This window comes from Pseudomonas sp. RC2C2 (assembly GCF_018390435.1).
Taxonomy (GTDB): Bacteria; Pseudomonadota; Gammaproteobacteria; order Pseudomonadales; family Pseudomonadaceae; genus Aquipseudomonas; species Aquipseudomonas donghuensis.
Genome location: NZ_JAHBAX010000001.1, coordinates 2,856,975 through 2,877,998 on the forward strand (window position 1 = coordinate 2,856,975; position 21,024 = coordinate 2,877,998).

Below are 21,024 nucleotides of genomic sequence, written 5' to 3' on the forward strand. Positions count from 1 at the left end.
CGATTAACGGGCTCCAAATGCCTGTGGATAACTCTGTGGGCAAGCCTTGGAAAGATCGACGTACACAGCGTAGTTACAGGCCTGGAGCCATCATGGAAATCCGCGCCGTGAGCGCGCGCCACGGCCCTGAGGTCAAGGCCAGCGCCCAAGGTCAAGGAAAATACTTGCGCAAGGCCCGGATTACATGGCTTTCAGGGTTTTCAAGTTGCCCCCGGATTTTGTGGAAGGGCTTGTGGATAAGATGAGCAAAGTTTGCCGCAGGCCTTCTATACCGGGCCTTTCCAAGGTTTGATCGATTTTTGTACAGTAAACCGAATGGCTTGCTGCCGGATGCGATGGTGGGCATGCTGAAAACCCTGTGATCAGCCTCATCAAGGAGACCCGCATGACCTCTACCGTTTTCATCACTGGCGCAACATCCGGCTTCGGTGAAGCCTGCGCCCGTCGTTTTGCTGAAGCCGGCTGGTCGCTGGTGCTCACCGGTCGCCGTCAGGAGCGCCTGCAAGCGCTGTGCGCCGAGCTGTCCCAGCTGACCGAAGTGCACGGCCTGGTGCTTGATGTGCGTGACCGCAAGGCCATGGAAGAAGCCATCGCCAACCTGCCGCCGTCGTTCGCCAAGCTGCGCGGGCTGATCAACAACGCAGGCCTGGCCCTGGGCGCGGACCCGGCGCCCAAGTGTGATCTGGATGACTGGGAAACCATGGTCGACACCAACATCAAGGGCCTGATGTACAGCACCCGCCTGCTGCTGCCACGGCTGATCGCCCATGGCCGTGGTGCGACCATCCTCAACGTCGGCTCGGTGGCCGGTAACTATCCGTACCCGGGTAGCCACGTGTATGGCGGCACCAAGGCGTTCGTCGGGCAGTTCTCGTTGAGCCTGCGCTGCGACCTGCAGGGCACTGGCGTGCGGGTGAGCAACATCGAGCCGGGCCTGTGCGAGAGCGAGTTCTCGCTGGTGCGTTTCGGTGGCGACCAGGCGCGTTACGACGCCACCTATGCCGGGGCCGAGCCAATCCAGCCGCAGGATATCGCCGAGACCATCTTCTGGATCATGAACCAGCCGGCGCACATCAACATCAACAGCCTTGAGCTGATGCCGGTCAGTCAGGCGTGGGCGGGTTTCTCTATCGATCGTTCGGGCAAGGCGTGAGGGCCTAATCGCTGGCAAGCCAGCTCCCACAGGGGGTTCAGGCCACCAGGGCCGTTGTGGGAGCCGGTCTTGCCGGCGATAGCGTCAGACCTGACGCTGCAAGCCTTCCAGGCACGTCGCCAGATGGTAAGGCGTAGTCGATGGCATATCGAAGCGGCTGACCTTGCCACTGGCATCCCGGCACTCATACCAGCCACCGGCATGCAGGAAGTTCTGTTGCAGCGCCTTGAGCTGGGCCAGCACCGTGGCGGCGCTCTCCGGGCGCAAGGTCAGGGCGCGCAGGTATTCAGCCTGGGCCCAGATGCGCTGGGTAGCGTCGCGCACCTGGCCATCGGCGCTGAGCATTGCCAGCACCGCGGTGTCCTTCACCCCGCATTGCTCGGCATAGGTGAATGCCCGGCTGAGCGATCCATGCAACTCACCACCGCGTAGCCGCGGCGAAGACTCCAGCAAGTAGAACCATTCGAACTGGTGACCCGGTTCGAACCAGTTATCCACAGCGCCGCGCGGTTTTTCCAGCATCACCCCGTGATCGGGATCGATGAAGTGCATCTGCATGGCCGCTGCCAGGGTTTCCAGCGCGTGTTGAACGGCTTCATCGTCACGCACTGCCAGGGTGGCAAGGAAGGCTTCGGCCAGGTGCATCAGCGGGTTTTGCAGCGGGCCGCTGGCCAGGTCCGACCAATCTTCGCCAAGGCTCGCTTCGTACAGGCCGTCATCGCGGGCGAACTGCACGGCCACCACTTCCAGCGCGGCATTGAGGGTCGATTCGACCAGTGGCTCGCGAACCTTGCCCCAGTAATGCGCGCAGGCGAAGACGATAAAGGCGTGGGTGTAGAGGTCCTTGCGCCGGTCCAGCGGCTTGCCCTGGGCATCGATACTGTAGAACCAGCCGCCGTGTTCGGCATCATGGAAGTGCCGCTGCAACGAGCGAAACAGAGCCGCGGCGCGCTCGCTGGCGCCGGGCTGCTCGATGCGGCTGCTGAACAGGTACAGCTGGCGCGCGCAGGCCATGGCCCGGTAGCGCTGCGCAGGCAATGGCTGCTGCTGCGAGTCGAGGGCTTCGAAGGGCAGGGCCATCTCTGCATTCCAGCCCGGGCCTTGCCACAGCGGCACGATGCGCTGGGCAAAGTGCGCCTGGACCTCGGCGAGCAGGGCGGGCAGTTGAGGCTGGGCAGTACGAAGGTCGGGCATGGAGAAAGTTCGTCGCGGTCAGTGCGTTTGCGCGCAATGGTAGCAGGAAACGGCGGGGACTTTGCCGGCCTCATCGCTGGCAAGGCCAGCTCCCACAGGACTTCGGTGGGGGCAGTGATCTCTGTGGGAGCCGGCCTTGCCGGCGATGGGCTGCGAAGCAGCCCCAGAACAGACTGCCTACAGGGTGCTGAGCCCCTGCCAGTGCTTGGCGCCGACAAAGATGAAGCGCAGCTGCTGGGTGATTTTTTCCTGGGCGCTGATTGGCACGGCGGTATTGTCGCTCGGCTCATCGATCAGTTCCGGCAGGGTGGCGAACACGGTTTTCACCACCAGGTCGGCCATCACCGCCAGGGCTGCGGCGTCCAGGTGCTGCCAACGCGGCATACGCGCAAGGTCGGTAGCCAGGTCCGAGCTGATGCCTTGACGCAAGGTACCGATGGCCTGGCGCACCGGTTGCGAACCGCCATATTGCTCGCGGGCCAGGAACAGAAACTGGGCGCGGTTGGCCGCTACCACATCGAGAAAGATCCGCACCGAGGCGTCGGTGATGCCGCCGAGCTCGAATTCGTTCTGGCGTACCAGGCGGATGGTCTGGCGAAAGGTTTCGCCGACTTCATTGACCAGGGCCAGGCCCAGTTGGTCCATGTCGGAGAAATGCCGGTAAAAGCCGGTCGGGACGATACCTGCGGTTTTCGCCACTTCGCGCAGGCTGATGCTGCCGAAACCTCGACCGCTTTCCATCAGGTGGCGGGCGGCATCCAGCAGGGCGTGGCGGGTCTGTTGCTTTTGTTCGGCGCGCGGCAGCATGGCAAGTATCGGCAGGCAGTGAAACAGCCCTGCACTCTAATAGGCTGGCGCCGGAAAAACAAAGCCCGGTCAATGGACCGGGCTGGGAGGGGAGCCGCTACAGTATTGGTGAGTCTTGTTGTCTGGCATAGGCTTCAGCTCGCGCGTTGGATTTCGATCAGGCGATCAGCGCCACCTTCTGCGACCTCGAAGCGTGCTTTCAGACGGTCAGAACCACCTTCGGCTACTTTGTAATACTGTTTCAGGCGATCAGAGCCACCCTCGGCAACTTTGACCCGGTCATTCAGGCGATCGGCGCCGCCTTCGGCGACACGGTTGTTACGCTCCAGTACGCGATCGGAACCGCCTTCAGCGACACGGTTGTTGCGTTCCAGTACGCGATCCGAACCGCCTTCAGCCAGCGGGTTCAGTGGCTGCGAAATCACCGTCGAGCTCGAGCGCGATTCGGCGCTCAGGGCTTGGTCGGCGGCGGGAACGGCAAAGGCGTTGGCGGCCAGAATGGACAGGGACAGGCTCAGCAGTAATTGGCGTTTCATGATTCGGTGCTCCTCGGCGGGGCTGGAAAGTGGGTACGGAGCCAATGCTACGCCGGGACACGCCAGATAAAAGTTCATAAAGATAATGGTAACAATCAACGGAATTGATGTTTTACCGCGACCGCTCTAGCTAGCTGGTTACGGCGCGATGAGCAGCGCTGCTGAGGCCGTTGGCGGGGCTGGCGGATGGGGTAACGATCAACAAAAGTTGAGAGAGAGGTCAGAAAAAACCTCGATATCATGGCTGATCCATTAAACCCCTCGGCTTTTCATCAGTCCGAAGAGATAAGTGCCATCAACGCGCCCGCTTTTTGCCATGCAGTCATCAGGAGAATCGTGCAATGACGCGCCCCGCCAAACTCATCACCTGGACCCTCGCCAGCCTGCTGCTGGTCCTGGCCGTACTGGTGATCGTCATCGCCACGTTCGACTGGAACCGGGTCAAGCCCACCCTCAATGCCAAGGTCTCCGAAGCGCTGCACCGGCCCTTCGCTATCAACGGTAACCTGACGGTGCGCTGGCAGCGCGAGCTGGAGCAGGGTGGTTGGCGCGCCTGGTTGCCATGGCCGCATTTCATCGCCGAAGACCTGACCCTGGGCAACCCGGACTGGCTCAAGGAGCCACAGATGGTCGGCCTCAAGCGCGTCGAGTTCCGCCTGGCGCCGCTGCCGCTGCTGGTGCAGCGGATCGTCATTCCGCGCATCGACCTCAACCAGCCGACCGCCAGCCTCAAGCGTCTGGCCGACGGTCGTGCCAACTGGACCTTCGACTTCGGCCCCAAGGATGAGCAGGCCCAACCATCGGAGTGGGTGCTGGACATCGGCGCCATCGGCTTCGACAAGGGCCAGGTCAGTGTTGATGACCAGACCTTGAAAACCCGTCTGGACGTACTGATCGACCCGCTGGGCAAACCGATTCCGTTCAGCGACATCGTCGGCAAGGCTTCAGCGCAGAAGGCCGGCAGTGCCCAGGACTACGCCTTCGGCCTCATGGTCAAGGGTCGCTATAAAGGCCAGACATTGGCCGGTACCGGCAAGATCGGCGGTTTGCTGGCCCTGCAGGACGCCTCGCAGCCGTTCCCACTGCAGGCAGACATGGCCATTGGTGATACCCGCATCGCCGTCGCTGGCACCCTGACCGACCCGCGCAACCTCGGTGCCCTCGACCTGCGCCTGCGGCTGTCGGGCGCGAGCCTCGGTAACCTGTATCCGCTGACCGGCGTGACCCTGCCTGATTCGCCGCCCTACGCCACCGACGGTCATCTGACCGCCAAGCTGCATGAACCGGGCGGCGCGGTATTTCGCTATGAAGGCTTCAATGGCAAGATCGGCGACAGCGATATCCATGGCGACCTGGCGTTCGTCGCCAGCCAACCGAGGCCCAAGCTGACCGGCAAGCTGGTGTCCAACCAGTTGTTATTCAAGGACCTGGCGCCGCTGATCGGCGCTGACTCCAACGCCCAGCAGAAAGCCCGCGGCGGTGCCAGCAAGCAACCGGCGGGCAAGGTGTTGCCGGTCGAGGAGTTTCGTACCGAACGCTGGCGGACCATGGACGCCGACGTGACCTTCAGCGGCAAACGCATCGTGCACAGTGCCGAGTTGCCGTTCACTGACCTGTCCAGCCACTTCGTCCTCGATGACGGTGTGCTGCGCCTGGAGCCGCTGCGCTTTGGCATCGCCGGCGGCAAGCTCGACGCCCAGGTGCGCCTCGATGGCCGCAGCGTGCCGCTGCAGGGCAGGGCGCAATTGAGTGCGCGCAACTTCAAGCTCAAGCAACTGTTCCCGACCTTCGAGCCGATGAAGACCAGCTTCGGCGAGCTCAATGGCGACGCCGACATCAGCGGGCTCGGCAACTCGGTCGCGGCCTTGCTGGCCACCGCCAATGGCGACCTGAAAATGCTCATCAACGATGGTGCGATCAGCCGCGGACTGATGGAGATCGCCGGGCTCAACGTCGGCAACTACGTGGTCGGCAAGCTGTTTGGCGACAAGGAAGTGAAGATCAACTGCGCGGCGGCCGATTTCGGTATCAAGGATGGCCTGGCCACGACCCGGGTGTTCGTCTTCGACACCGAGAACGCGATCGTCTACATCGATGGCACGGCCAACTTTGCCAGCGAGCAGCTGGACCTGAAGATTAACCCCGAGTCCAAGGGCGTGCGCCTGTTCTCGTTGCGCTCGCCGCTGTATGTGCGCGGGCCGTTTGCCAAGCCCAGTGCTGGCGTGCAGGCGCTGCCGCTAGCGCTGCGGGGGGCGGGGATGGTGGCGTTGGGCGTGGTTGCCGGCCCGGCAGCCGGTTTGCTGGCGTTGATTGCGCCAAGTGGCGATGTACCCAACCAGTGCACGCCGTTGCTGGAGCAGATGAAGGCTGGCAAGGCACCGCGGGCGGTGAAGGCGGGGTAATTGTGAGGGGCGGGGCCGCTTCGCGGCCCTTTGGCGGGAGGTGATCAGAGGCCTTGCAGCAAATCCGCCATGTCGTCGGCGTGCTCTTCTTCCTGGGCCAGGATGTCTTCGAAGATGCGCCGGGTGGTCGGGTCGCTCTCGCCGATGTACTGGATGATCTCGCGGTAGCTGTCGATGGCGATCCGCTCGGCGATCAGGTCTTCCAGGACCATTTCCTTGAGGTTGCTGCCGGCGACGTACTGGGCATGGGAGTTCTTGCTCAGGTTGTCCGGGTTCAGGTCCGGTTCGCCGCCCAGCTGGACAATGCGCTCGGCCAGCTTGTCGGCGTGCTCCAGCTCCTGGGTGGCGTGCTCGAGGAACTCGTCGGCGGCGACACTGGCCTTGATCCCGCTGGCCATGTAGTAGTGGCGCTTGTAGCGCAGGGCGCAGACCCACTCGGTGGCCAGCGACTCGTTGAGCAGGCGCAGGATTTTCTCCCGGTCGGCGCTGTAGCCCTCGGTCACCGCGCCCTGCTCGACATGCTGGCGGGCGCGTTCACGCAAGGTTTTAACATCGGTCAGTTCAACGTTGCTCATCATCATCTCCAGGCTGAAAATGGATAGATCTTCACGCTCTGTCGGCGCGCTGGTTACTTAAGCTGTGAGTCCCCGGCAGGCGGAAAAGTTTTATAGCTTGGCCTTGGCCTTCTCGACGGCATCGTCATCGACCTGACGCTGTTCGCAGGTCTTGAAGCCCTTGGCGTCGACATGGCCAGTGGCATCGAAGCGTACGTAGTAGGCCTGCTGCTTGCCGTCACGGTTGAGGATGTAGTTGTTGCAGGTGCCGCCGTGGGGCAGGTCGATCACCGTCGACGGGCTGCCGCCAATGGCGATCACCCGCTGCATGGTCATGCCGTTCTCGACCTGTTTGACCAGCGGTTCCTCGTGGTAGGTGACGTAGTCCACCGGGTTCTCAGGACGGCTGCCGCAGGCGGCCAGGGTGGCGGTGGTCAGCAGAATGGCCAGGATATGTTTGTACATGGTTGAGCTCCTTGCTGAGGGTCTATTGGCTTGGAACCCCAGCGAGCGGCGGGAGTTCGATTGCGATTGCCATCGAATTGCCTGTAGGGTTGGCCGACTGTCCACGGAACGGGGAATGCAGCCATGGCCCAAGGGCTCGCCACGCGTTATCCACTGGTGTTGGTGCCGGGCATGCTCGGGTTTGTTCGCTTGCTGTTGTATCCCTACTGGTTCGGTATCGTTTCGGCGTTGCGCCGGGGCGGCGCCAAGGTGTTTGCCGTGCAGGTGTCAGCGCTCAACTCGAGTGAGGTGCGCGGCGAGCAGTTGCTGTTGATCATCGAAGGTATTCGCCAGCGTACAGGGGCCGACAAGGTCAACCTGATGGGCCACAGCCAGGGCGCCCTGACCGCGCGCTACGCTGCGGCCAAGCGGCCGGAATGGGTTGCCTCGGTTACCTCGATCGCCGGCCCCAACCATGGCTCGGAACTGGCCGATTACCTGTTCGAACACTACCCGGCCGATTCTGTTCGTGGCCGCCTGCTCACAGCACTGTTGCATGGCTTGGGGGTGTTGATGGGCTGGCTGGAGACTGGCTGGCGTGGGCCGAAACTGCCGATCGACGTGCACGCTTCGCACCACTCCCTGACCAGCGCCGGGGTGGCGTTGTTCAACCAGGCTTATCCACAGGGCCTGCCAACCACCTGGGGCGGTGAGGGCCCGGCCGAGGTCAATGGTGTGCGTTACTACTCCTGGTCCGGCACCCTGCAACCGGGGCGGACCGACCGCGGCCTCAACCGCCTGGACGGCAGCAACCGCTTTTGCCGCCTGTTCGCCCGCACGTTCGTGCGGGAAAAGGGCCAGTGTGACGGTATGGTCGGGCGCTTCAGTTCGCACCTGGGCCAGGTGATCGGTGATGACTATCCGCTCGATCACCTGGACATCGTCAACCAGTCGCTAGGGGCGGTGGGCAAGGGCGCGGAGCCGGTGCGGCTGTTCACCGAGCATGCCGCCAGGCTCAAGGCTGCGGGGCTATAGTCGCGCGGCGCAGGGGTGTTTTCCGGCGTTCGGCAAGGATCACCCCGACCAGGGTCAAGACCCCGCCCACCAGGTGATAAAGGGCCAGTTGCTCACCCAGCACCCCGGCGGCGATCACCGCCGTCACCGCTGGCAACAGGTTGAAGAACAGGGTCGTGCGGCTCGGGCCCAGGCGGCTGACCGCCTGCATCCAGGCCAGCGGCGCGATCATCGAGGCCAGAACGCAGGCATAGATCACCAGGCCGATGTTGCCCGCGCCCAGGCCGGTCTTTGCCGAGAACAGGAACAGCGGGAGCAATACGATGATCGCCACCAGCACCTGCAGGTACAGCAGTTGCAACGGCGGGATACGCAGCTGCCACTTTTTCAGCAGGGTGCTGTACACCGCGTAGGCCAGGGTGGCGATCAGCATCAGCGCATCGCCGCCGTTGACCCCGTGTTGCGCCAGCACCGCCAGATCGCCCGCCGACACCACCACCAGCACACCGATGAACGACACCAGCGCCCCGATCAGCGCGCCGATGGTCAGCCGCTGACCGAGGCTGATGATCGCCAGGGCCAGGGACATCAGCGGCATCAGCGAAAGGATGATGCCCATGTTGGTGGCGCTGGTGATGGCGGCGGCGAAGTAGGCCAGGCTCTGGTACACCGCCATGCCCAATACGCCGAGGATGAAGACCTTGCCCAGGTTCGGGCCAATGGCCGCCCAGTTGCGCAGCACCGGGCGCAGCAGGAACGGGGTGAACAACAGGCCTGCCAGCAGCCAGCGATAGAAGCCGATTTCGGCCGGGAAGATCGCCCCGGCAGACATCTTGGTGACCACGGTATTGCCGGCCCAGATGAAGATCGCCAGCAACGGAAACGCATAATTCATGAAACAGAAACTCTTGAGGGAACAGGCGGCCATTATCCGCTTGTCTGTCCTGTTGCTTATACTTGCATCCAGACAACCTGCGCATAGATCCAGACAGCATGGCGATAAAGTACGTAGAAATCCCGCAATTCGAGGTCTTGCCGGCCCCGGTGTACTTTCGTTACGACGAATTCGGCGCCGACACCCACAGCGCCGCGCACCGGCACGCCTGGGGCCAGCTCAACTATGCGGCCCATGGCATCATGCACCTGGAGATCGACGGCCAGCGCTTCATCTCGCCACCGCACTATGCGGTGTGGGTGCCGCCGGATACCGAGCACAGCTGCTACAACCCGCAGGCCATTGTCTATCGCTCGGTCTATCTGGATCGCGAGCTGTGCCAGGGCCTGCCTGATGCCCCCTGCACCCTGGTGATCAGCGAGATCCTCAAGGCCATCCTCGGCGACTTCGCCGCCCGTGACGTCAAGGTGGCGCAGGATCAGGCCGACCAGCGTCTGGCCCAGGTGCTGGTCGACCAGTTACGCCGCGCACCGACCCAGACCTGCTACCTGCCATACGCGCGCAGCGCCGGCCTGAGCGAGGTGCTGCAGGCCCTGCATGCCCAGCCCGGTGACAATCGCCCGCTCGGCCATTGGGCCGCCAGCCTGCATGTCAGCGAACGCACCCTGGCCCGCCAGTTCATCCGCGAGCTGGGCATGAGCTTTGGCGAGTGGCGCCTGCGCCTGCGCTTTTTGCGCGCCATCGAGGCGCTGGAACAGAACCTGCCGATTCAGCAGATTGCCTTCGACCTGGGCTACAGCAGCGCCTCGGCCTTCATCGCCATGTTCCAGCGCCAGGCCCACTGCACGCCCGAGCAATACCGGCGGCAAGCGCGGGCCGAAGAGCCGCGTGCTGGAGGTTTGTAACCATATTTGTCTACACTCTCGCCAGAGCTGCGCGTGGTGCGCGGCGACCAGGAGAAAACGCCATGAAGATGGTGCGTGTGCCGTTGCTGTTGCTGGGTTTGCTGATGTGTTCCCAAGGATTTGCCGCCACGGCGCAACAGGAAAAAATGAAAACCTGTAATGCCGATGCCACCACCAAGGCGCTCAAGGGTGACGAGCGCAAGGCGTTCATGAGCGACTGCCTGAAAGCCAAGCCGGCGACCCAGCAGGAGAAAATGAAAACCTGCAACGCCGACGCCACCACCAAGGCGCTCAAGGGCGATGAGCGCAAGGCCTACATGAGCGACTGCCTGAAGAAAAAGTAACGTCTGCTGCTGGCGGCAGGCCCGAGATCCTTGCGAGCCTGTCGCCACCCCCCTATGATCCGCGGCCCGGGCAGGGTGGTTCATCCTGCACACTTCATCGCCAGGATCTTCATGAAAACGGACTTCAACTTCTCGCGCCAGCATCTGTTGCTCGGCTGCTCGGCGTTCTTTGCCGCAGCGTTTTTCCTCTACTCGATTGCCACGATCAACTACTGGATCGACGGCAGTGACCTGGCCTTTTTCAGCCTGCTGACCCTGTTGTCGGTCACCGCCCTGTTCAACATGGTCTGCGGCAAGGAAATTGCCACCAGCCTGAGCCTGGAAGAGGGCAAGGTGCACTATTTCGACGGCAAGCAGTACCGGGTGTCGGTGCCAGTGGAGGAGATCACCGAGGTCAAGGTGCAGAACCTGTTGCTGTGCAATCGCCTGATCGTTGACTTCAGCGGCGCGCACCGCCTCAGCCGCTTCAATGTCGAGAACGCTGAAGCCTTTCGCGACCAGCTTCAGTCGTCGGCGGCGTAAGTCACCGACTCGAGCCGGTCCAGGCCCTCGCCGAGAAACAGCGAGAATGGCCGGCCGGCGCGGTTGGCCAGGTCCCGGCAGTCGCCCTGGAGCATGCCGATACGCAGGTCCTTGCCCGGATTCAAGTTCAGGCTCTGCTTGCCCAGCGAGCCGATCTCGAAGGGGCGCCACGGGCTGCGCTGCGGCGTCCCCTCGGCTTGCCAGGCCTTGACCTGGCCGTTGTGAATTCTCTCCCGCAGGGTCGGGTCCTTGAAGTCGAAGCGTGCCGGCAGTTGGGCGAAATGCATCGGCGCGTACTCGATAATGACCTGCGCGCGTTCCGGTGGGCCATCGTCGCGCTGCACGATCGACCTGAACTTGAATGGGCCACCGGACACCTCGGCCAGCACGTGACAGGTGATGATGCTCGACACTTCACTGTTGTTCTCGGCGGCAAGCGTGCGCTCGCGCAGCGTGGCACTGGAAAGCGCTTCGATACGATTGCCAAGCTTGAGCTGCAGGGTGACTGGCCCCTGGATGCTTTTGACCGCCTCGCTTAAACCGTCGAACCTGGCGCCCGGCGCGTGCGGTTCAAGGGTGACATCGACTTCCCAGGAAGCGGCGGCGCGAGCCCGGGGAATTTCATCGAACAACTCGCGCAGGGCTTGGCGCTTACCGGCATCGAGCGAGCGTGAGACGTTGATCAGCAAGTTCTGCCGGTGGTCATCGTCAAGCTCGACCTCGATGTCTTTTGGATCGATTTTCAGTGCCAGGATGGCCTGGTACAGGTCATCGCCGTATTGCGGCCTGAGGTCGCCATAGTAGGCGCTTACCGGCTGCGCGAAATGCAGGGTGGCGAAATCTTCCGAACAGCCGCCAAGCAGCATCAGCGGAAGCAGGACAAGCAGTTTGCACATGGTCTGGAGCTCTTTGCCTTGAAGGTGGGAAGGCACAGAGGGACTCCTGTTTCGCTTACCTGCGAATGCGCTGCGAGACGCCACCATTCCATCGGGGGGCGGCAATCATAGAAACATCACAACGGCATTGCCAGCCGCAGTGCCGCTGCATGCCACTATGCCTGCCGGGCGAAGGCTGGCAGACTGCCGGTTTTCCATGCCGTCGCCTTTCGAGGTTGTATGACCTTTACTCCGCGCCAGATCACCCTGGCCAGTTGGATCATCGTCTTCTCCGGCCTGTTGCTGGTGTTGCCGCTCAAGTTGTTGCCGAGCCTGCTGGCCGGTCTGCTGGTGTTCGAACTGGTCAACATGCTCACCCCCAAACTGCAGCACCTGATTGCCGGGCAACGGGCGCGTTGGCTGGCGGTGGCGTTGCTCGGCACCCTGGTGGTCAGCACCCTGACCCTGCTGTTCGCCGGCGCCATCAGTTTCTTGCTGCATGAAGCGGAAAACCCCGGGGCATCCCTGGACAAGTTCATGCTGTTGGTCGACCAGGCCCGCGGGCAGTTGCCGCCGTTCATCGATGCCTACCTGCCGGCCAGCGCCTCGGAGTTCAAAGTGGCCATCGGCGAATGGCTCAAGACCCACCTGGGTGAGCTGCAACTGGTGGGCAAGGGCGCGGCGCACATGTTCGTCACCCTGCTGATCGGCATGATCCTCGGCGCCATTGTCGCCCTGCAGCGCATCCCCGACATCTCCAAGCGCAAGCCTCTGGCGGCGGCGTTGTTCAACCGTCTGGCGCTTTTAGTGCAGGCGTTTCGCAACATTGTCTTCGCGCAGATCAAGATTTCCCTGCTCAACACCTTCTTCACCGGCATCTTCCTTGCCGTGGTACTGCCGCTGTTCGGCGTGCACCTGCCGCTGACCAAGACCCTGATCGTGCTGACCTTCTTGCTCGGCTTGCTGCCGGTGATCGGCAACCTGATGTCCAACACCCTGATCACCATCGTCGGCCTGTCGTTGTCGATCTGGGTGGCGATGGCGGCGCTCGGTTACCTGATCGTTATCCACAAGGTCGAGTACTTCCTCAACGCGCGGATCGTCGGCGGGCAGATCAGTGCCAAGTCGTGGGAATTGCTGCTGGCGATGCTGGTATGCGAGGCGGCGTTCGGCTTGCCGGGGGTGGTGGCGGGGCCGATTTACTACGCCTACCTGAAGAGTGAGTTGCGCCAGCAAGAGCTGGTGTGAACTGAAGGCTAGCGCCGGCGTTGCCGGCGAAAGGGCCGCAACGCGGCCCCGGCTATCTCAACCGTAACGCTTGCGCGCCTCGATCGCCAAGCCGCTGCCAATGCTGCCGAAGATGTTGCCTTCGACATGGCGGGCATTGGGCAGCATCGCCGCCACGCTCTGGCGCAAGGCCGGGATGCCGCTGGAACCGCCGGTGAAGAACACCGTGTCGACCTGCGCGACGCCGACGCCGGCCTTGACCAGCAACTCGCTGACACTGCCGCGCACGCGCTCGAGCAGGTTGTCGATCGACTCCTCGAACAGCGCCCGGCTCAGCTCGACGCTGAGGCCCGGCTCGACCCGCTTGAGGTCGACCAGGCGGCGCTCGTTGTGGGTCAGCTCGATCTTGGTTTCTTCCACTTCCATCGCCAGCCAGTGCCCGGCGCGCTGTTCGATCAGCTTGAACAGGCGGTCGATGCCGTCGGTGTCTTCGATGTCGTAGCGCATGCTGCCCAGGGCCAGCTGGGATTTTTGCGAGTACACCGAGTTGATGGTGTGCCAGGTGGCCAGGTTCATGTGGTGGCTGGTGGGCATGAAGGCACCGCTTTTCATCCGGCTGCCGTAGCCGAACAGCGGCATCACGCCCTGCAGGCTCAGCTGCTTGTCGAAGTCGGTACCGCCGATGTGCACGCCACCGGTGGCGAGGATGTCCTGCTGGCGGTCATCGAGCATGTGCCGCTCGGGGGCCAGGCGCACCAGGGAGAAGTCCGAAGTACCCCCGCCGATGTCGACGATCAGCACCAGCTCTTCGCCCTGGATGTTCGACTCATAGTCAAAGGCCGCGGCAATGGGTTCGTACTGAAACGACACGTGCTTGAAACCGATCTTCTTCGCGACTTGCGCCAGGGTGTCTTCGGCTTCCTGGTCGGCGGCCTGGTCGTCATCGACGAAATGCACCGGGCGGCCCAGTACGACCTCGTCGAAGGCCCGGCCGGCATTGGCTTCGGCGCGCTTTTTCAGTTCGCCGATGAACATGCCCAGCAGGTCCTTGAACGGCAGCGCGATACCCAGCACGCTGGTGTCGTGCTTGATCAGCTTGGAACCCAGCAGGCTCTTGAGCGAGCGCATCAGGCGGCCTTCATAGCCTTCGAGGTATTCGTGCAGGGCCAGGCGGCCATACACCGGGCGGCGCTCCTCGATGTTGAAGAAGACCACCGACGGCAGGGTGATCTTGCCGTCTTCCAGGGCGATCAACGACTCCACGCCCGGGCGGTGCCAGCCGACGGTGGAGTTGGAGGTGCCAAAGTCGATGCCGCAGGCATGGGCCGGGGATGCGTCACTCATGGGTTGTACTTCCGGGGGAAAAACGGCCGCGCAGTTTATGCCAGCCGTCAGCAGAATCAAGACCGATTATCTGCTTTGCAGCAAACCCATGGGCACCTTGAAAGGCTATGCTTGACCCCAATCTACACAAGCATTCGATTAACCCATGGTGATTCCTTAGATGGACTTCAAAGACTATTACAAGATTCTTGGCGTAGAGCCGACGGCGGATGACAAGGCGATCAAGACCGCCTACCGCAAGCTCGCGCGCAAGTATCACCCCGACGTCAGCAAAGAGCGTGACGCCGAGGAGAAATTCAAGGAGGCCAACGAGGCCTATGAAGCCCTGAGCAGCCCGGAAAAACGCGCCGAGTACGACGAACTGCGCAAATACGGCCAGCACGGCCGGCCGTTCCAGGGCCCGCCAGGCTGGCAAAGCCGCGGTTCGGCAGGTGCTGGCGGCTTTGGTGACGGTGGCGATTTTTCCGATTTCTTCAGCTCGATCTTCGGTTCGCGCGGTGGCAATGGCAATCCATTTGGCCGCGGCCAGCAACGCAGTGCCGGACGGCGGGGGCAAGACGTGGAAATGGAACTGGCGATTTTCCTTGAAGAGACCCTGTCCAGCGAGTCCAAGCAGATCAGCTTCCAGGTGCCGCAGCACAACGCCAGTGGTCAGCGCACCGGCTTTACCACCAAGACCCTGAACGTGAAGATCCCGGCCGGCGTCAGCGACGGCGAGAAGATCCGCCTCAAGGGCCAGGGCGCACCGGGCGTCGGTGGCGGGGCCAATGGCGACTTGTTCCTGACCATTCGCATGGCACCGCATCCGCTGTTCGATGTCGAAGGTCATGACCTGATCATCACCGTGCCGCTGGCACCGTGGGAGGCCGCGCTGGGCACCAAGGTGGCGATGCCGACCCTGACCGGCAAGGTCAACTTGACCATCCGTCCGGACAGCCAGAACGGTCAGCGCCTGCGGATCAAGGGCATGGGCCTGGGCAACAAGCACGGCCAGCGCGGCGACCTGTTCGCGCAATTGAAAGTGGTGATGCCGAGCCAGTCCGATGCCGCCGCCCGCGAGCTGTGGACCAAGTTGTCGGAAAAGGCCGCATTCAACCCGAGGACACAATGGAGTAGCTGATCATGAGCAGTACCCTGGTCGTTCAACTGGACATGCAGACCCTCTGTCAGGAAGCCGATCTGCCGGCGGCCTACGTGATCGAAATCGTCGAACACGGCATTGTCGAGCCTTCCGGGCGAACGCCGGAAGACTGGCTGTTTGACGATCAGGCGCCGGTGCTGGCCAAGCGCGCGGCCAAGCTGCACCACGATCTGCAACTGGAGTGGGAAGGGGTCGCGCTGGCCCTGGAGCTGCTGGAGGAAGTGCAGCAACTGCGCAGCGAGAACAGCATGCTCAGGCAACGTTTGGGGCGGTTTGTGCAGGGCTGAGTTCATTGCCTGCGCTGCGCGACCGATCGCCGGCAAGGCCGGCTCCCACACTGGCCCTGTGCATGCAGTACCCTGTGGGAGCCGGCCTTGCCGGCGATTGGCCCTGAAGACCTAGAGCAATTTGTAGTACAGCGCCGTTGCCCGATAGATCCCGTCCGGCCCACAGGCATAATCAGGAATCTCCCCGGCCTTGCTGTACCCCTGCGACCGATAAAAAGCTTCGGCCCCCGAGCCGGCTTCGGTATCCAGGTACAGCATGCCGCGCTGCTTCTGCCGCGCCGTCGTTTCCAGCGCCTGCATCAGTTGCTGGCCAAGGCCCCGGTGCCGTGCCGCGCTGTGCACCAGCAGCTTTTGCACTTCAGCCCGGTTCAAACCATTGGGCTTAAGGCACAAGCCCAGCTGGACACTGCCCAGCACTTCCTTGTCCTTGCCCACCACCCACAGCAACAGCTCACCGCTGACCAGGCGCTGGCGCACCTCCTCGAAATAGCCCTCGGCCTGCTGCGCATCGATATCGGCCAGAAACCCCACCGAGGCGCCGTGTTGCACGGCATCGAGCAGCAACGCCACCAGGCCGTCGCGGTAGTAGGCAAAGCTTTCATGGGTCACACGATTGAGCTGCGCAGCATTCACAGGCGTCACTCCATTGTCGGGGGCGGGGCATCGGGGCTGAGGATCAATTGCATGAAGGTCAGGTCCAGCCAGCGACCAAACTTCACCCCGACCTGGGGCATCTGCCCGTTGAGGGTGAAGCCCAGGCGCTGATGCAGGCGAATCGAGGCGGCGTTGCCGCTTTCGATGGCGGCGACCATTACGTGTTTGTTGCAGGCGCGGGCCCGTTCGATCAGCGCCTGCATCAGCTTGGGCCCCAGGCCGTTGCCGCGCTGGTCACTGCGGATGTACACCGAGTGCTCGACGGTATGGCGAAAACCTTCGAACGGCCGCCAGTCGCCAAATGAAGCATAGCCGAGTACCTCGTTGGCAGCGTTCACCGCCACCAGGATTGGATAACCCTGGGCCTGGCGAGCATCGAACCAGGCTTGGCGGTTGTCCAGATCGACCGCTTGCTCGTTCCAGATCGCCGTGGTGTTGAGCACGGCGTCGTTATAGATATCGCGAATGCCCGTCAGGTCGGCAGGCACTGCATCGCGCAACAGGTAAGTCATGGCAGGTTCTCGAACAGGGGCACTGTGATCGGCTCAGGTTAAATGGTTACCAGGCCGCGCACACCCTCGGCTTCCATATTTTCGCCACGCCCGGCCTGGATGATTTCACCGCGTGACATCACCAGGTACTGGTCGGCAAGCTCCACGGCAAAGTCGTAGAACTGCTCGACCAGCAGGATCGCCATGTCGCCACGGGCGGCAAGTGTGCTGATGACCGCGCCGATCTCCTTGATGACTGAAGGCTGAATGCCTTCGGTGGGCTCGTCGAGGATCAGCAGGCGCGGCTGGCTGGCCAGGGCGCGGCCGATGGCCAGTTGTTGTTGCTGGCCACCGGAGAGGTCGCCGCCACGGCGCTGTTTCATCTGCAGCAGCACCGGGAACAGCTCGTAGATGAACGCCGGCACGCTGTGGGCCTGGCTGGCGCCAAAGCGCGACAGGCCCATCAGCAGGTTCTCCTCGACGCTCAGGCGCGGGAAAATCTCGCGGCCCTGGGGCACGTAGGCAATGCCGGCGTGCACCCGCTGGTGCGGCTTGAGCGCGGTGATCGCCTGGCCTTCCCAGTGCACGCTGCCTTCGCGGGTGGGCAGCAGGCCCATCAGGCAGCGCAGCAGGGTGGTCTTGCCGACGCCATTGCGGCCTAACAGGCAGGTGACTTCACCGACCTTGGCCTCGAACGACAAGCCGCGCAGGATGTGGCTGCCGCCGTAGTATTGGTGCAGTGAGTCGATTTTCAGCATGTTGTCGTCCTTTGTTGGCCTCATCGCCCGAGGTAGACCTCGATCACCCGGTCATCCGCCTGCACCTGTTCCAGCGACCCTTCGGCCAGCACACTGCCCTGGTGCAGCACGGTGACGTGGTCGGCGATGCTGCCGACAAAGCCCATGTCATGCTCGACCACCATCAGCGAATGCTTGCCGGCCAGGCTTTTGAACAGTTCGGCGGTGAATTCGGTTTCGGCATCGGTCATGCCCGCCACCGGCTCATCCAGCAGCAGTAACTGCGGGTCCTGCATCAGCAGCATGCCGATCTCCAGGAACTGCTTCTGGCCGTGGGAGAGCAAACCGGCCGGGCGCTGGGCCGAAGCGCTCAGGCCAATGGTCTGCAGGATCTCGTCGATGCGCTCGCGCTGCTCGCCGCTCAGGCGCGCCAGCAGGCTGGCCAGCACCGACTTGTCGGCCTTCTGCGCCAGCTCCAGGTTCTCGAATACGCTCAGGGCCTCGAACACCGTCGGCTTCTGGAACTTGCGGCCGATTCCGGCCTGGGCGATCTGTACCTCGCTCATGCGCGTCAGGTCCAGGGTGTCGCCGAACCAGGCCTTGCCGCTGGTAGGGCGGGTCTTGCCGGTGATCACATCCATCAGGGTGGTCTTGCCGGCACCGTTGGGGCCGATGATGCAGCGCAGCTCACCGACGCCGATGTACAGGTTGAGGTTGTTCAGCGCCTTGAAACCGTCGAAGCTGACGTTGATGTCTTCCAGGGTCAGCAGCGTGCCGTGGCGCACCTCCAGGCCTTCGCCGCGGCGCTGGCCGAGGCCGATGGCATCGCGGCCGCTGCCAGCGTCGAGGATCGGTTCGAGCATGAATTCCGGGTGCACCGGCGGTAGTGGGATGGCTCTCATTGTTCGCCCCTTTTGTTCAGCAGACCGACCACGCCCCGTGGCAGGTACAGGGTCACCAGGATGAACAGCGCTCCGAGGCAGAACAGCCAGTACTCGGGAAAGGCCACGGTGAACCAGCTCTTCATGCCGTTGACCAGGCCGGCCCCCAGCAGCGGCCCGATCAGTGTGCCGCGTCCGCCGAGGGCGACCCACACGGCAGCTTCGATGGAGTTGGTCGGCGACATCTCGCTAGGGTTGATGATGCCCACCTGCGGCACGTACAAGGCCCCGGCCAGACCGCACAGCACCGCGCTCAGCACCCAGACGAACAACTTGAAACCGCGCGGGTCGTAGCCGCAGAACATCAGGCGGTTCTCGGCATCGCGCAGGGCGGTCAGGACCCGGCCGAACTTGCTCCGGGCCAGGCACCAGCCCAGGTACAGGCTGGCCACCAGCAAGGCGACGGTGAGCAGGAACAGCACCGCGCGGGTGCTTTGCGCGGTGATTTCAAAGCCGAGGATGCTGCGAAAATGGGTGAAGCCGTTGTTGCCGCCAAAGCCGGTCTCGTTGCGAAAGAACAGCAGCATGCCGGCGAAGGTCAGGGCCTGGGTCATGATCGAGAAGTACACGCCCTTGATCCGTGAACGGAAGGCGAAGTAGCCGAACACCAGCGCCAGCAAACCCGGCGCCAGCACCACCAGGCACAGGGCCCAGGCAAAGTGCTGGGTGCCGGCCCAGTACCAGGGCAGTTCGCTCCACGACAGGAAGGTCATGAACGCTGGCAGGCCATCACCAGACGCTTCGCGCATCAGGTACATGCCCATGGCATAGCCGCCGAGGGCGAAGAACAGGCCATGGCCCAGCGACAGCAACCCGGCATAGCCCCAGACCAGGTCCAGGGCCAGGGCGACGATGGCGTAGCAGAGGATCTTGCCGACCAGGGTCAGGGTATAGGCCGAGACCTGCAGGCTGTGCCCGGCGGGCAGCAACGACAGCACTGGCAGGGCCAGCAGCACCAGTAGCACCGTGGTGCCGATGGCCAGGGTCCAGCGCGGGCCGGCCTTCTGGCTGGCGGTAACAAGCAGAGGCTGGTTCATCAGTCGATTACCCGTCCCTTGAGCGCGAAGAGGCCTTGCGGGCGTTTCTGGATGAACAGAATGATCAGCGCAAGGATGAGGATCTTGCCGAGCACTGCACCGATCTGCGGCTCCAGCAGTTTGTTGGCGATGCCCAGGCCAAAGGCCGCCCAGAGGCTACCGGCCAGTTGCCCGACGCCGCCCAGCACCACCACCAGGAACGAGTCGATGATGTAGCTCTGGCCCAGGTCCGGGCCGACGTTGCCGATCTGGCTCAGGGCCACGCCACCGAGCCCGGCGATACCGGAGCCGAGGCCAAAGGCAAGCATGTCCACACGCCCGGTCGGTACGCCGCAGCAGGCGGCCATGTTGCGGTTCTGGGTGACGGCACGCACGTTCAGGCCCAGGCGCGTGCGGTTGAGCAGCAACCAGGTCAGCAGCACCACGAACAGCGCGAAGGCGATGATCACCAGGCGGCTGTAGGGCAGCACCAGGTTGGGCAGCACCTGGAGGCCACCGGAGAGCCAGGCCGGGTTGGCCACTTCGACGTTCTGTGCGCCGAACAGCAGGCGGATGGCCTGGATCAGGATCAGGCTGATGCCCCAGGTGGCCAGCAGGGTTTCCAGCGGGCGGCCATACAGGTGGCGGATCACCGTGCGCTCCAGGAGCATGCCGACCCCGGCACTGACGGCGAAGGCCACCGGCAGGGCGATCAGCGGGTAGAACACGATGGCCTCGGGCACGTAGCGTTGCACCAGGACCTGCACGACATAGGTGGCGTAGGCGCCGAGCATGAGCATCTCGCCGTGGGCCATGTTGATCACCCCGAGCAGGCCGAAGGTGATGGCCAGGCCCAGGGCCGCGAGCAACAGGATCGAACCCAGCGACAGGCCGCTGAAGGCCTGGCCGAGCAGCTCGCCAAACAGCAGCTTGCGCTTGACCTGGGCCAGGCTGGTTTCGGCGGCGGTACGCACGCCGGCGTTGCTCTCGACACCGGGTTCGAGCAGCGCCTCCAATCGGGTGCGGGCCATCGGGTCGCCGGTTTCGCCGAGCAGGCGCACCGCCGCCAGGCGCACGGCCGGGTCGCTGTCGACCAGTTGCAGGTTGGCCAGGGCCAGGGCCAATGCCGCATGGACGGCGGCATCGGCTTCGCTGGCGAAGCGCCGGTCGAGGAAGGCGACCTGGGCCGGCTGGGCGCTTTTCTGCAATTGTTGGGCAGCCGCCAGGCGCACTGTGCTATCTGCGCTGAGCAACTGATGGCTGGCCAGGGCGTTATCCACAAGCCCGCGCAAGCGGTTGTTCAGGCGCAGTTTGCGGGTGTCGCCGGCGGCGATGCGGCCTTGTTGCAGAGCGCTCAGCAGTTCAACGCGGGCCGGGTCCGGTTGCGCCGCCCAGTCCTGGAGCAGGCGCGCCTGCTCATTGGCCTTGGCGGCGATGAAGTAGTCTGCGTCGGCTGCCGGGGCGGCTAGCGGCAGCAGCAGGAGCAGACCGAGGAGGAGGCGCTGGAGGGCCTTGGGCATAGCGGGATCCGTCGCGGTTGT

General features: G+C 63.4%; 23 protein-coding genes. 9 read left to right on the forward strand and 14 right to left on the reverse strand.

The window, feature by feature from the left end; all coding sequences use genetic code 11:
- The first annotated feature begins 385 nt into the window (after nt 1-385).
- Complete coding sequence (locus tag KHO53_RS13150) at nt 386-1,153, forward strand: SDR family oxidoreductase (protein ID WP_010221629.1); 768 nt, start codon at nt 386-388, stop codon at nt 1,151-1,153.
- A gap of 84 nt (nt 1,154-1,237) precedes the next feature.
- On the opposite strand, the gene KHO53_RS13155 is transcribed toward KHO53_RS13150, so the two are convergent.
- The 3 genes from KHO53_RS13155 to KHO53_RS13165 form a co-directional block, all read right to left on the reverse strand.
- Complete coding sequence (locus KHO53_RS13155) at nt 1,238-2,347, reverse strand: AGE family epimerase/isomerase (protein WP_036995515.1); 1,110 nt, start codon at nt 2,345-2,347, stop codon at nt 1,238-1,240.
- A gap of 177 nt (nt 2,348-2,524) precedes the next feature.
- Nucleotides 2,525-3,154 carry a TetR family transcriptional regulator gene (locus KHO53_RS13160; protein WP_010221631.1) on the reverse strand — a complete coding sequence of 210 codons (630 nt, stop codon included), beginning with the start codon at nt 3,152-3,154 and terminating at the stop codon, nt 2,525-2,527.
- Between the two features lie 134 nt (nt 3,155-3,288).
- Complete coding sequence (locus KHO53_RS13165; RefSeq protein WP_010221632.1) at nt 3,289-3,690, reverse strand: hypothetical protein; 402 nt, start codon at nt 3,688-3,690, stop codon at nt 3,289-3,291.
- Nucleotides 3,691-4,031: 341 nt separating this feature from the next.
- Between KHO53_RS13165 and KHO53_RS13170 the strand changes: the two genes are divergently transcribed.
- Nucleotides 4,032-6,092, forward strand: a complete 2,061-nt coding sequence (locus tag KHO53_RS13170; RefSeq protein WP_010221633.1) for an AsmA family protein — start codon at nt 4,032-4,034, stop codon at nt 6,090-6,092.
- A 44-nt stretch (nt 6,093-6,136) separates the two neighbouring features.
- On the opposite strand, the gene KHO53_RS13175 is transcribed toward KHO53_RS13170, so the two are convergent.
- Nucleotides 6,137-6,667, reverse strand: a complete 531-nt coding sequence (locus KHO53_RS13175; protein ID WP_010221634.1) for a ferritin-like domain-containing protein — start codon at nt 6,665-6,667, stop codon at nt 6,137-6,139.
- 90 nt (nt 6,668-6,757) lie between these two features.
- A complete protein-coding gene (gene osmE / locus KHO53_RS13180) occupies nt 6,758-7,111 on the reverse strand; it encodes an osmotically-inducible lipoprotein OsmE (protein ID WP_100782903.1) in 354 nt (117 codons plus the stop codon).
- Between the two features lie 123 nt (nt 7,112-7,234).
- Between osmE and KHO53_RS13185 the strand changes: the two genes are divergently transcribed.
- Entirely contained in the window at nt 7,235-8,125 is an 891-nt protein-coding gene (locus KHO53_RS13185; RefSeq protein WP_213570379.1) for a lipase family alpha/beta hydrolase, read from the forward strand.
- Here KHO53_RS13185 and KHO53_RS13190 read toward each other — a convergent pair.
- Nucleotides 8,106-8,999: a DMT family transporter gene (locus KHO53_RS13190; RefSeq protein ID WP_213570380.1), complete on the reverse strand. Its 894-nt coding sequence runs from the start codon at nt 8,997-8,999 to the stop codon at nt 8,106-8,108. The two genes, KHO53_RS13185 and KHO53_RS13190, sit on opposite strands and share 20 nt — an antisense overlap.
- Before the next feature lie 98 nt (nt 9,000-9,097).
- Here KHO53_RS13190 and KHO53_RS13195 point away from each other — a divergent pair, with 98 nt between their 5' ends.
- From KHO53_RS13195 to KHO53_RS13205, 3 genes are all read left to right on the forward strand, one after another.
- Nucleotides 9,098-9,904 (forward strand): AraC family transcriptional regulator, encoded by an 807-nt coding sequence (locus tag KHO53_RS13195; RefSeq protein ID WP_010221639.1) that lies wholly within the window; start codon nt 9,098-9,100, stop codon nt 9,902-9,904.
- Nucleotides 9,905-9,966: 62 nt separating this feature from the next.
- Nucleotides 9,967-10,248: a PsiF family protein gene (locus KHO53_RS13200; protein WP_010221640.1), complete on the forward strand. Its 282-nt coding sequence runs from the start codon at nt 9,967-9,969 to the stop codon at nt 10,246-10,248.
- Nucleotides 10,249-10,359: 111 nt separating this feature from the next.
- A complete protein-coding gene (locus KHO53_RS13205) occupies nt 10,360-10,770 on the forward strand; it encodes a hypothetical protein (RefSeq protein ID WP_213570381.1) in 411 nt (136 codons plus the stop codon).
- Here the strand turns inward: KHO53_RS13205 and KHO53_RS13210 are convergent.
- A complete protein-coding gene (locus KHO53_RS13210) occupies nt 10,752-11,666 on the reverse strand; it encodes a hypothetical protein (protein ID WP_213570382.1) in 915 nt (304 codons plus the stop codon). The genes KHO53_RS13205 and KHO53_RS13210 overlap by 19 nt on opposite strands.
- Before the next feature lie 219 nt (nt 11,667-11,885).
- Here KHO53_RS13210 and KHO53_RS13215 point away from each other — a divergent pair, with 219 nt between their 5' ends.
- On the forward strand, nt 11,886-12,893 hold the full coding sequence (locus KHO53_RS13215) for an AI-2E family transporter (RefSeq protein ID WP_010221643.1): 1,008 nt from the start codon (nt 11,886-11,888) through the stop codon (nt 12,891-12,893).
- Nucleotides 12,894-12,950: 57 nt separating this feature from the next.
- On the opposite strand, the gene KHO53_RS13220 is transcribed toward KHO53_RS13215, so the two are convergent.
- On the reverse strand, nt 12,951-14,216 hold the full coding sequence (locus KHO53_RS13220) for an Hsp70 family protein (protein ID WP_213570383.1): 1,266 nt from the start codon (nt 14,214-14,216) through the stop codon (nt 12,951-12,953).
- A 160-nt stretch (nt 14,217-14,376) separates the two neighbouring features.
- On the opposite strand from KHO53_RS13220, the gene cbpA reads away from it, so the two are divergent.
- Both cbpA and KHO53_RS13230 read left to right on the forward strand, forming a co-directional pair.
- Entirely contained in the window at nt 14,377-15,336 is a 960-nt protein-coding gene (cbpA, locus tag KHO53_RS13225; protein ID WP_010221645.1) for a curved DNA-binding protein, read from the forward strand.
- Nucleotides 15,337-15,338: 2 nt separating this feature from the next.
- A complete protein-coding gene (locus KHO53_RS13230) occupies nt 15,339-15,644 on the forward strand; it encodes a chaperone modulator CbpM (RefSeq protein WP_010221646.1) in 306 nt (101 codons plus the stop codon).
- A 111-nt stretch (nt 15,645-15,755) separates the two neighbouring features.
- Here KHO53_RS13230 and KHO53_RS13235 read toward each other — a convergent pair whose 3' ends face one another.
- The 6 genes from KHO53_RS13235 to urtB are packed head-to-tail and all read right to left on the reverse strand — an operon-like array spanning nt 15,756 to nt 21,003.
- Complete coding sequence (locus KHO53_RS13235) at nt 15,756-16,277, reverse strand: GNAT family N-acetyltransferase (protein WP_010221647.1); 522 nt, start codon at nt 16,275-16,277, stop codon at nt 15,756-15,758.
- 5 nt (nt 16,278-16,282) lie between these two features.
- Nucleotides 16,283-16,810 carry a GNAT family N-acetyltransferase gene (locus KHO53_RS13240; protein WP_010221648.1) on the reverse strand — a complete coding sequence of 176 codons (528 nt, stop codon included), beginning with the start codon at nt 16,808-16,810 and terminating at the stop codon, nt 16,283-16,285.
- 38 nt (nt 16,811-16,848) lie between these two features.
- The gene (gene urtE, locus KHO53_RS13245) at nt 16,849-17,547 is read right to left on the reverse strand and encodes an urea ABC transporter ATP-binding subunit UrtE (RefSeq protein ID WP_213570384.1); all 699 of its coding nucleotides are present in this window, start codon (nt 17,545-17,547) and stop codon (nt 16,849-16,851) included.
- Between the two features lie 20 nt (nt 17,548-17,567).
- Entirely contained in the window at nt 17,568-18,389 is an 822-nt protein-coding gene (urtD, locus tag KHO53_RS13250; RefSeq protein WP_010221650.1) for an urea ABC transporter ATP-binding protein UrtD, read from the reverse strand.
- Nucleotides 18,390-18,424: 35 nt separating this feature from the next.
- The gene (gene urtC, locus KHO53_RS13255) at nt 18,425-19,504 is read right to left on the reverse strand and encodes an urea ABC transporter permease subunit UrtC (protein WP_213570385.1); all 1,080 of its coding nucleotides are present in this window, start codon (nt 19,502-19,504) and stop codon (nt 18,425-18,427) included.
- The gene (gene urtB / locus KHO53_RS13260; RefSeq protein ID WP_213570386.1) at nt 19,504-21,003 is read right to left on the reverse strand and encodes an urea ABC transporter permease subunit UrtB; all 1,500 of its coding nucleotides are present in this window, start codon (nt 21,001-21,003) and stop codon (nt 19,504-19,506) included. Before urtB ends, urtC begins: the two co-directional genes overlap by 1 nt.
- Nucleotides 21,004-21,024: the final 21 nt, after the last annotated feature.

What these genes read in the sequence shown, in the direction of transcription:
- KHO53_RS13150 (WP_010221629.1), top strand. Translation starts at nt 386, where the DNA reads ATGACCTCTACCGTTTTCATCACTGGCGCAACATCCGGCTTCGGTGAA.
- KHO53_RS13155 (WP_036995515.1), bottom strand. Translation starts at nt 2,347, where the DNA reads ATGCCCGACCTTCGTACTGCCCAGCCTCAACTGCCCGCCCTGCTCGCC.
- KHO53_RS13160 (WP_010221631.1), bottom strand. Translation starts at nt 3,154, where the DNA reads ATGCTGCCGCGCGCCGAACAAAAGCAACAGACCCGCCACGCCCTGCTG.
- KHO53_RS13165 (WP_010221632.1), bottom strand. Translation starts at nt 3,690, where the DNA reads ATGAAACGCCAATTACTGCTGAGCCTGTCCCTGTCCATTCTGGCCGCC.
- KHO53_RS13170 (WP_010221633.1), top strand. Translation starts at nt 4,032, where the DNA reads ATGACGCGCCCCGCCAAACTCATCACCTGGACCCTCGCCAGCCTGCTG.
- KHO53_RS13175 (WP_010221634.1), bottom strand. Translation starts at nt 6,667, where the DNA reads ATGAGCAACGTTGAACTGACCGATGTTAAAACCTTGCGTGAACGCGCC.
- osmE (WP_100782903.1), bottom strand. Translation starts at nt 7,111, where the DNA reads ATGTACAAACATATCCTGGCCATTCTGCTGACCACCGCCACCCTGGCC.
- KHO53_RS13185 (WP_213570379.1), top strand. Translation starts at nt 7,235, where the DNA reads ATGGCCCAAGGGCTCGCCACGCGTTATCCACTGGTGTTGGTGCCGGGC.
- KHO53_RS13190 (WP_213570380.1), bottom strand. Translation starts at nt 8,999, where the DNA reads ATGAATTATGCGTTTCCGTTGCTGGCGATCTTCATCTGGGCCGGCAAT.
- KHO53_RS13195 (WP_010221639.1), top strand. Translation starts at nt 9,098, where the DNA reads ATGGCGATAAAGTACGTAGAAATCCCGCAATTCGAGGTCTTGCCGGCC.
- KHO53_RS13200 (WP_010221640.1), top strand. Translation starts at nt 9,967, where the DNA reads ATGAAGATGGTGCGTGTGCCGTTGCTGTTGCTGGGTTTGCTGATGTGT.
- KHO53_RS13205 (WP_213570381.1), top strand. Translation starts at nt 10,360, where the DNA reads ATGAAAACGGACTTCAACTTCTCGCGCCAGCATCTGTTGCTCGGCTGC.
- KHO53_RS13210 (WP_213570382.1), bottom strand. Translation starts at nt 11,666, where the DNA reads ATGTGCAAACTGCTTGTCCTGCTTCCGCTGATGCTGCTTGGCGGCTGT.
- KHO53_RS13215 (WP_010221643.1), top strand. Translation starts at nt 11,886, where the DNA reads ATGACCTTTACTCCGCGCCAGATCACCCTGGCCAGTTGGATCATCGTC.
- KHO53_RS13220 (WP_213570383.1), bottom strand. Translation starts at nt 14,216, where the DNA reads ATGAGTGACGCATCCCCGGCCCATGCCTGCGGCATCGACTTTGGCACC.
- cbpA (WP_010221645.1), top strand. Translation starts at nt 14,377, where the DNA reads ATGGACTTCAAAGACTATTACAAGATTCTTGGCGTAGAGCCGACGGCG.
- KHO53_RS13230 (WP_010221646.1), top strand. Translation starts at nt 15,339, where the DNA reads ATGAGCAGTACCCTGGTCGTTCAACTGGACATGCAGACCCTCTGTCAG.
- KHO53_RS13240 (WP_010221648.1), bottom strand. Translation starts at nt 16,810, where the DNA reads ATGACTTACCTGTTGCGCGATGCAGTGCCTGCCGACCTGACGGGCATT.
- urtE (WP_213570384.1), bottom strand. Translation starts at nt 17,547, where the DNA reads ATGCTGAAAATCGACTCACTGCACCAATACTACGGCGGCAGCCACATC.
- urtD (WP_010221650.1), bottom strand. Translation starts at nt 18,389, where the DNA reads ATGCTCGAACCGATCCTCGACGCTGGCAGCGGCCGCGATGCCATCGGC.
- urtC (WP_213570385.1), bottom strand. Translation starts at nt 19,504, where the DNA reads ATGAACCAGCCTCTGCTTGTTACCGCCAGCCAGAAGGCCGGCCCGCGC.
- urtB (WP_213570386.1), bottom strand. Translation starts at nt 21,003, where the DNA reads ATGCCCAAGGCCCTCCAGCGCCTCCTCCTCGGTCTGCTCCTGCTGCTG.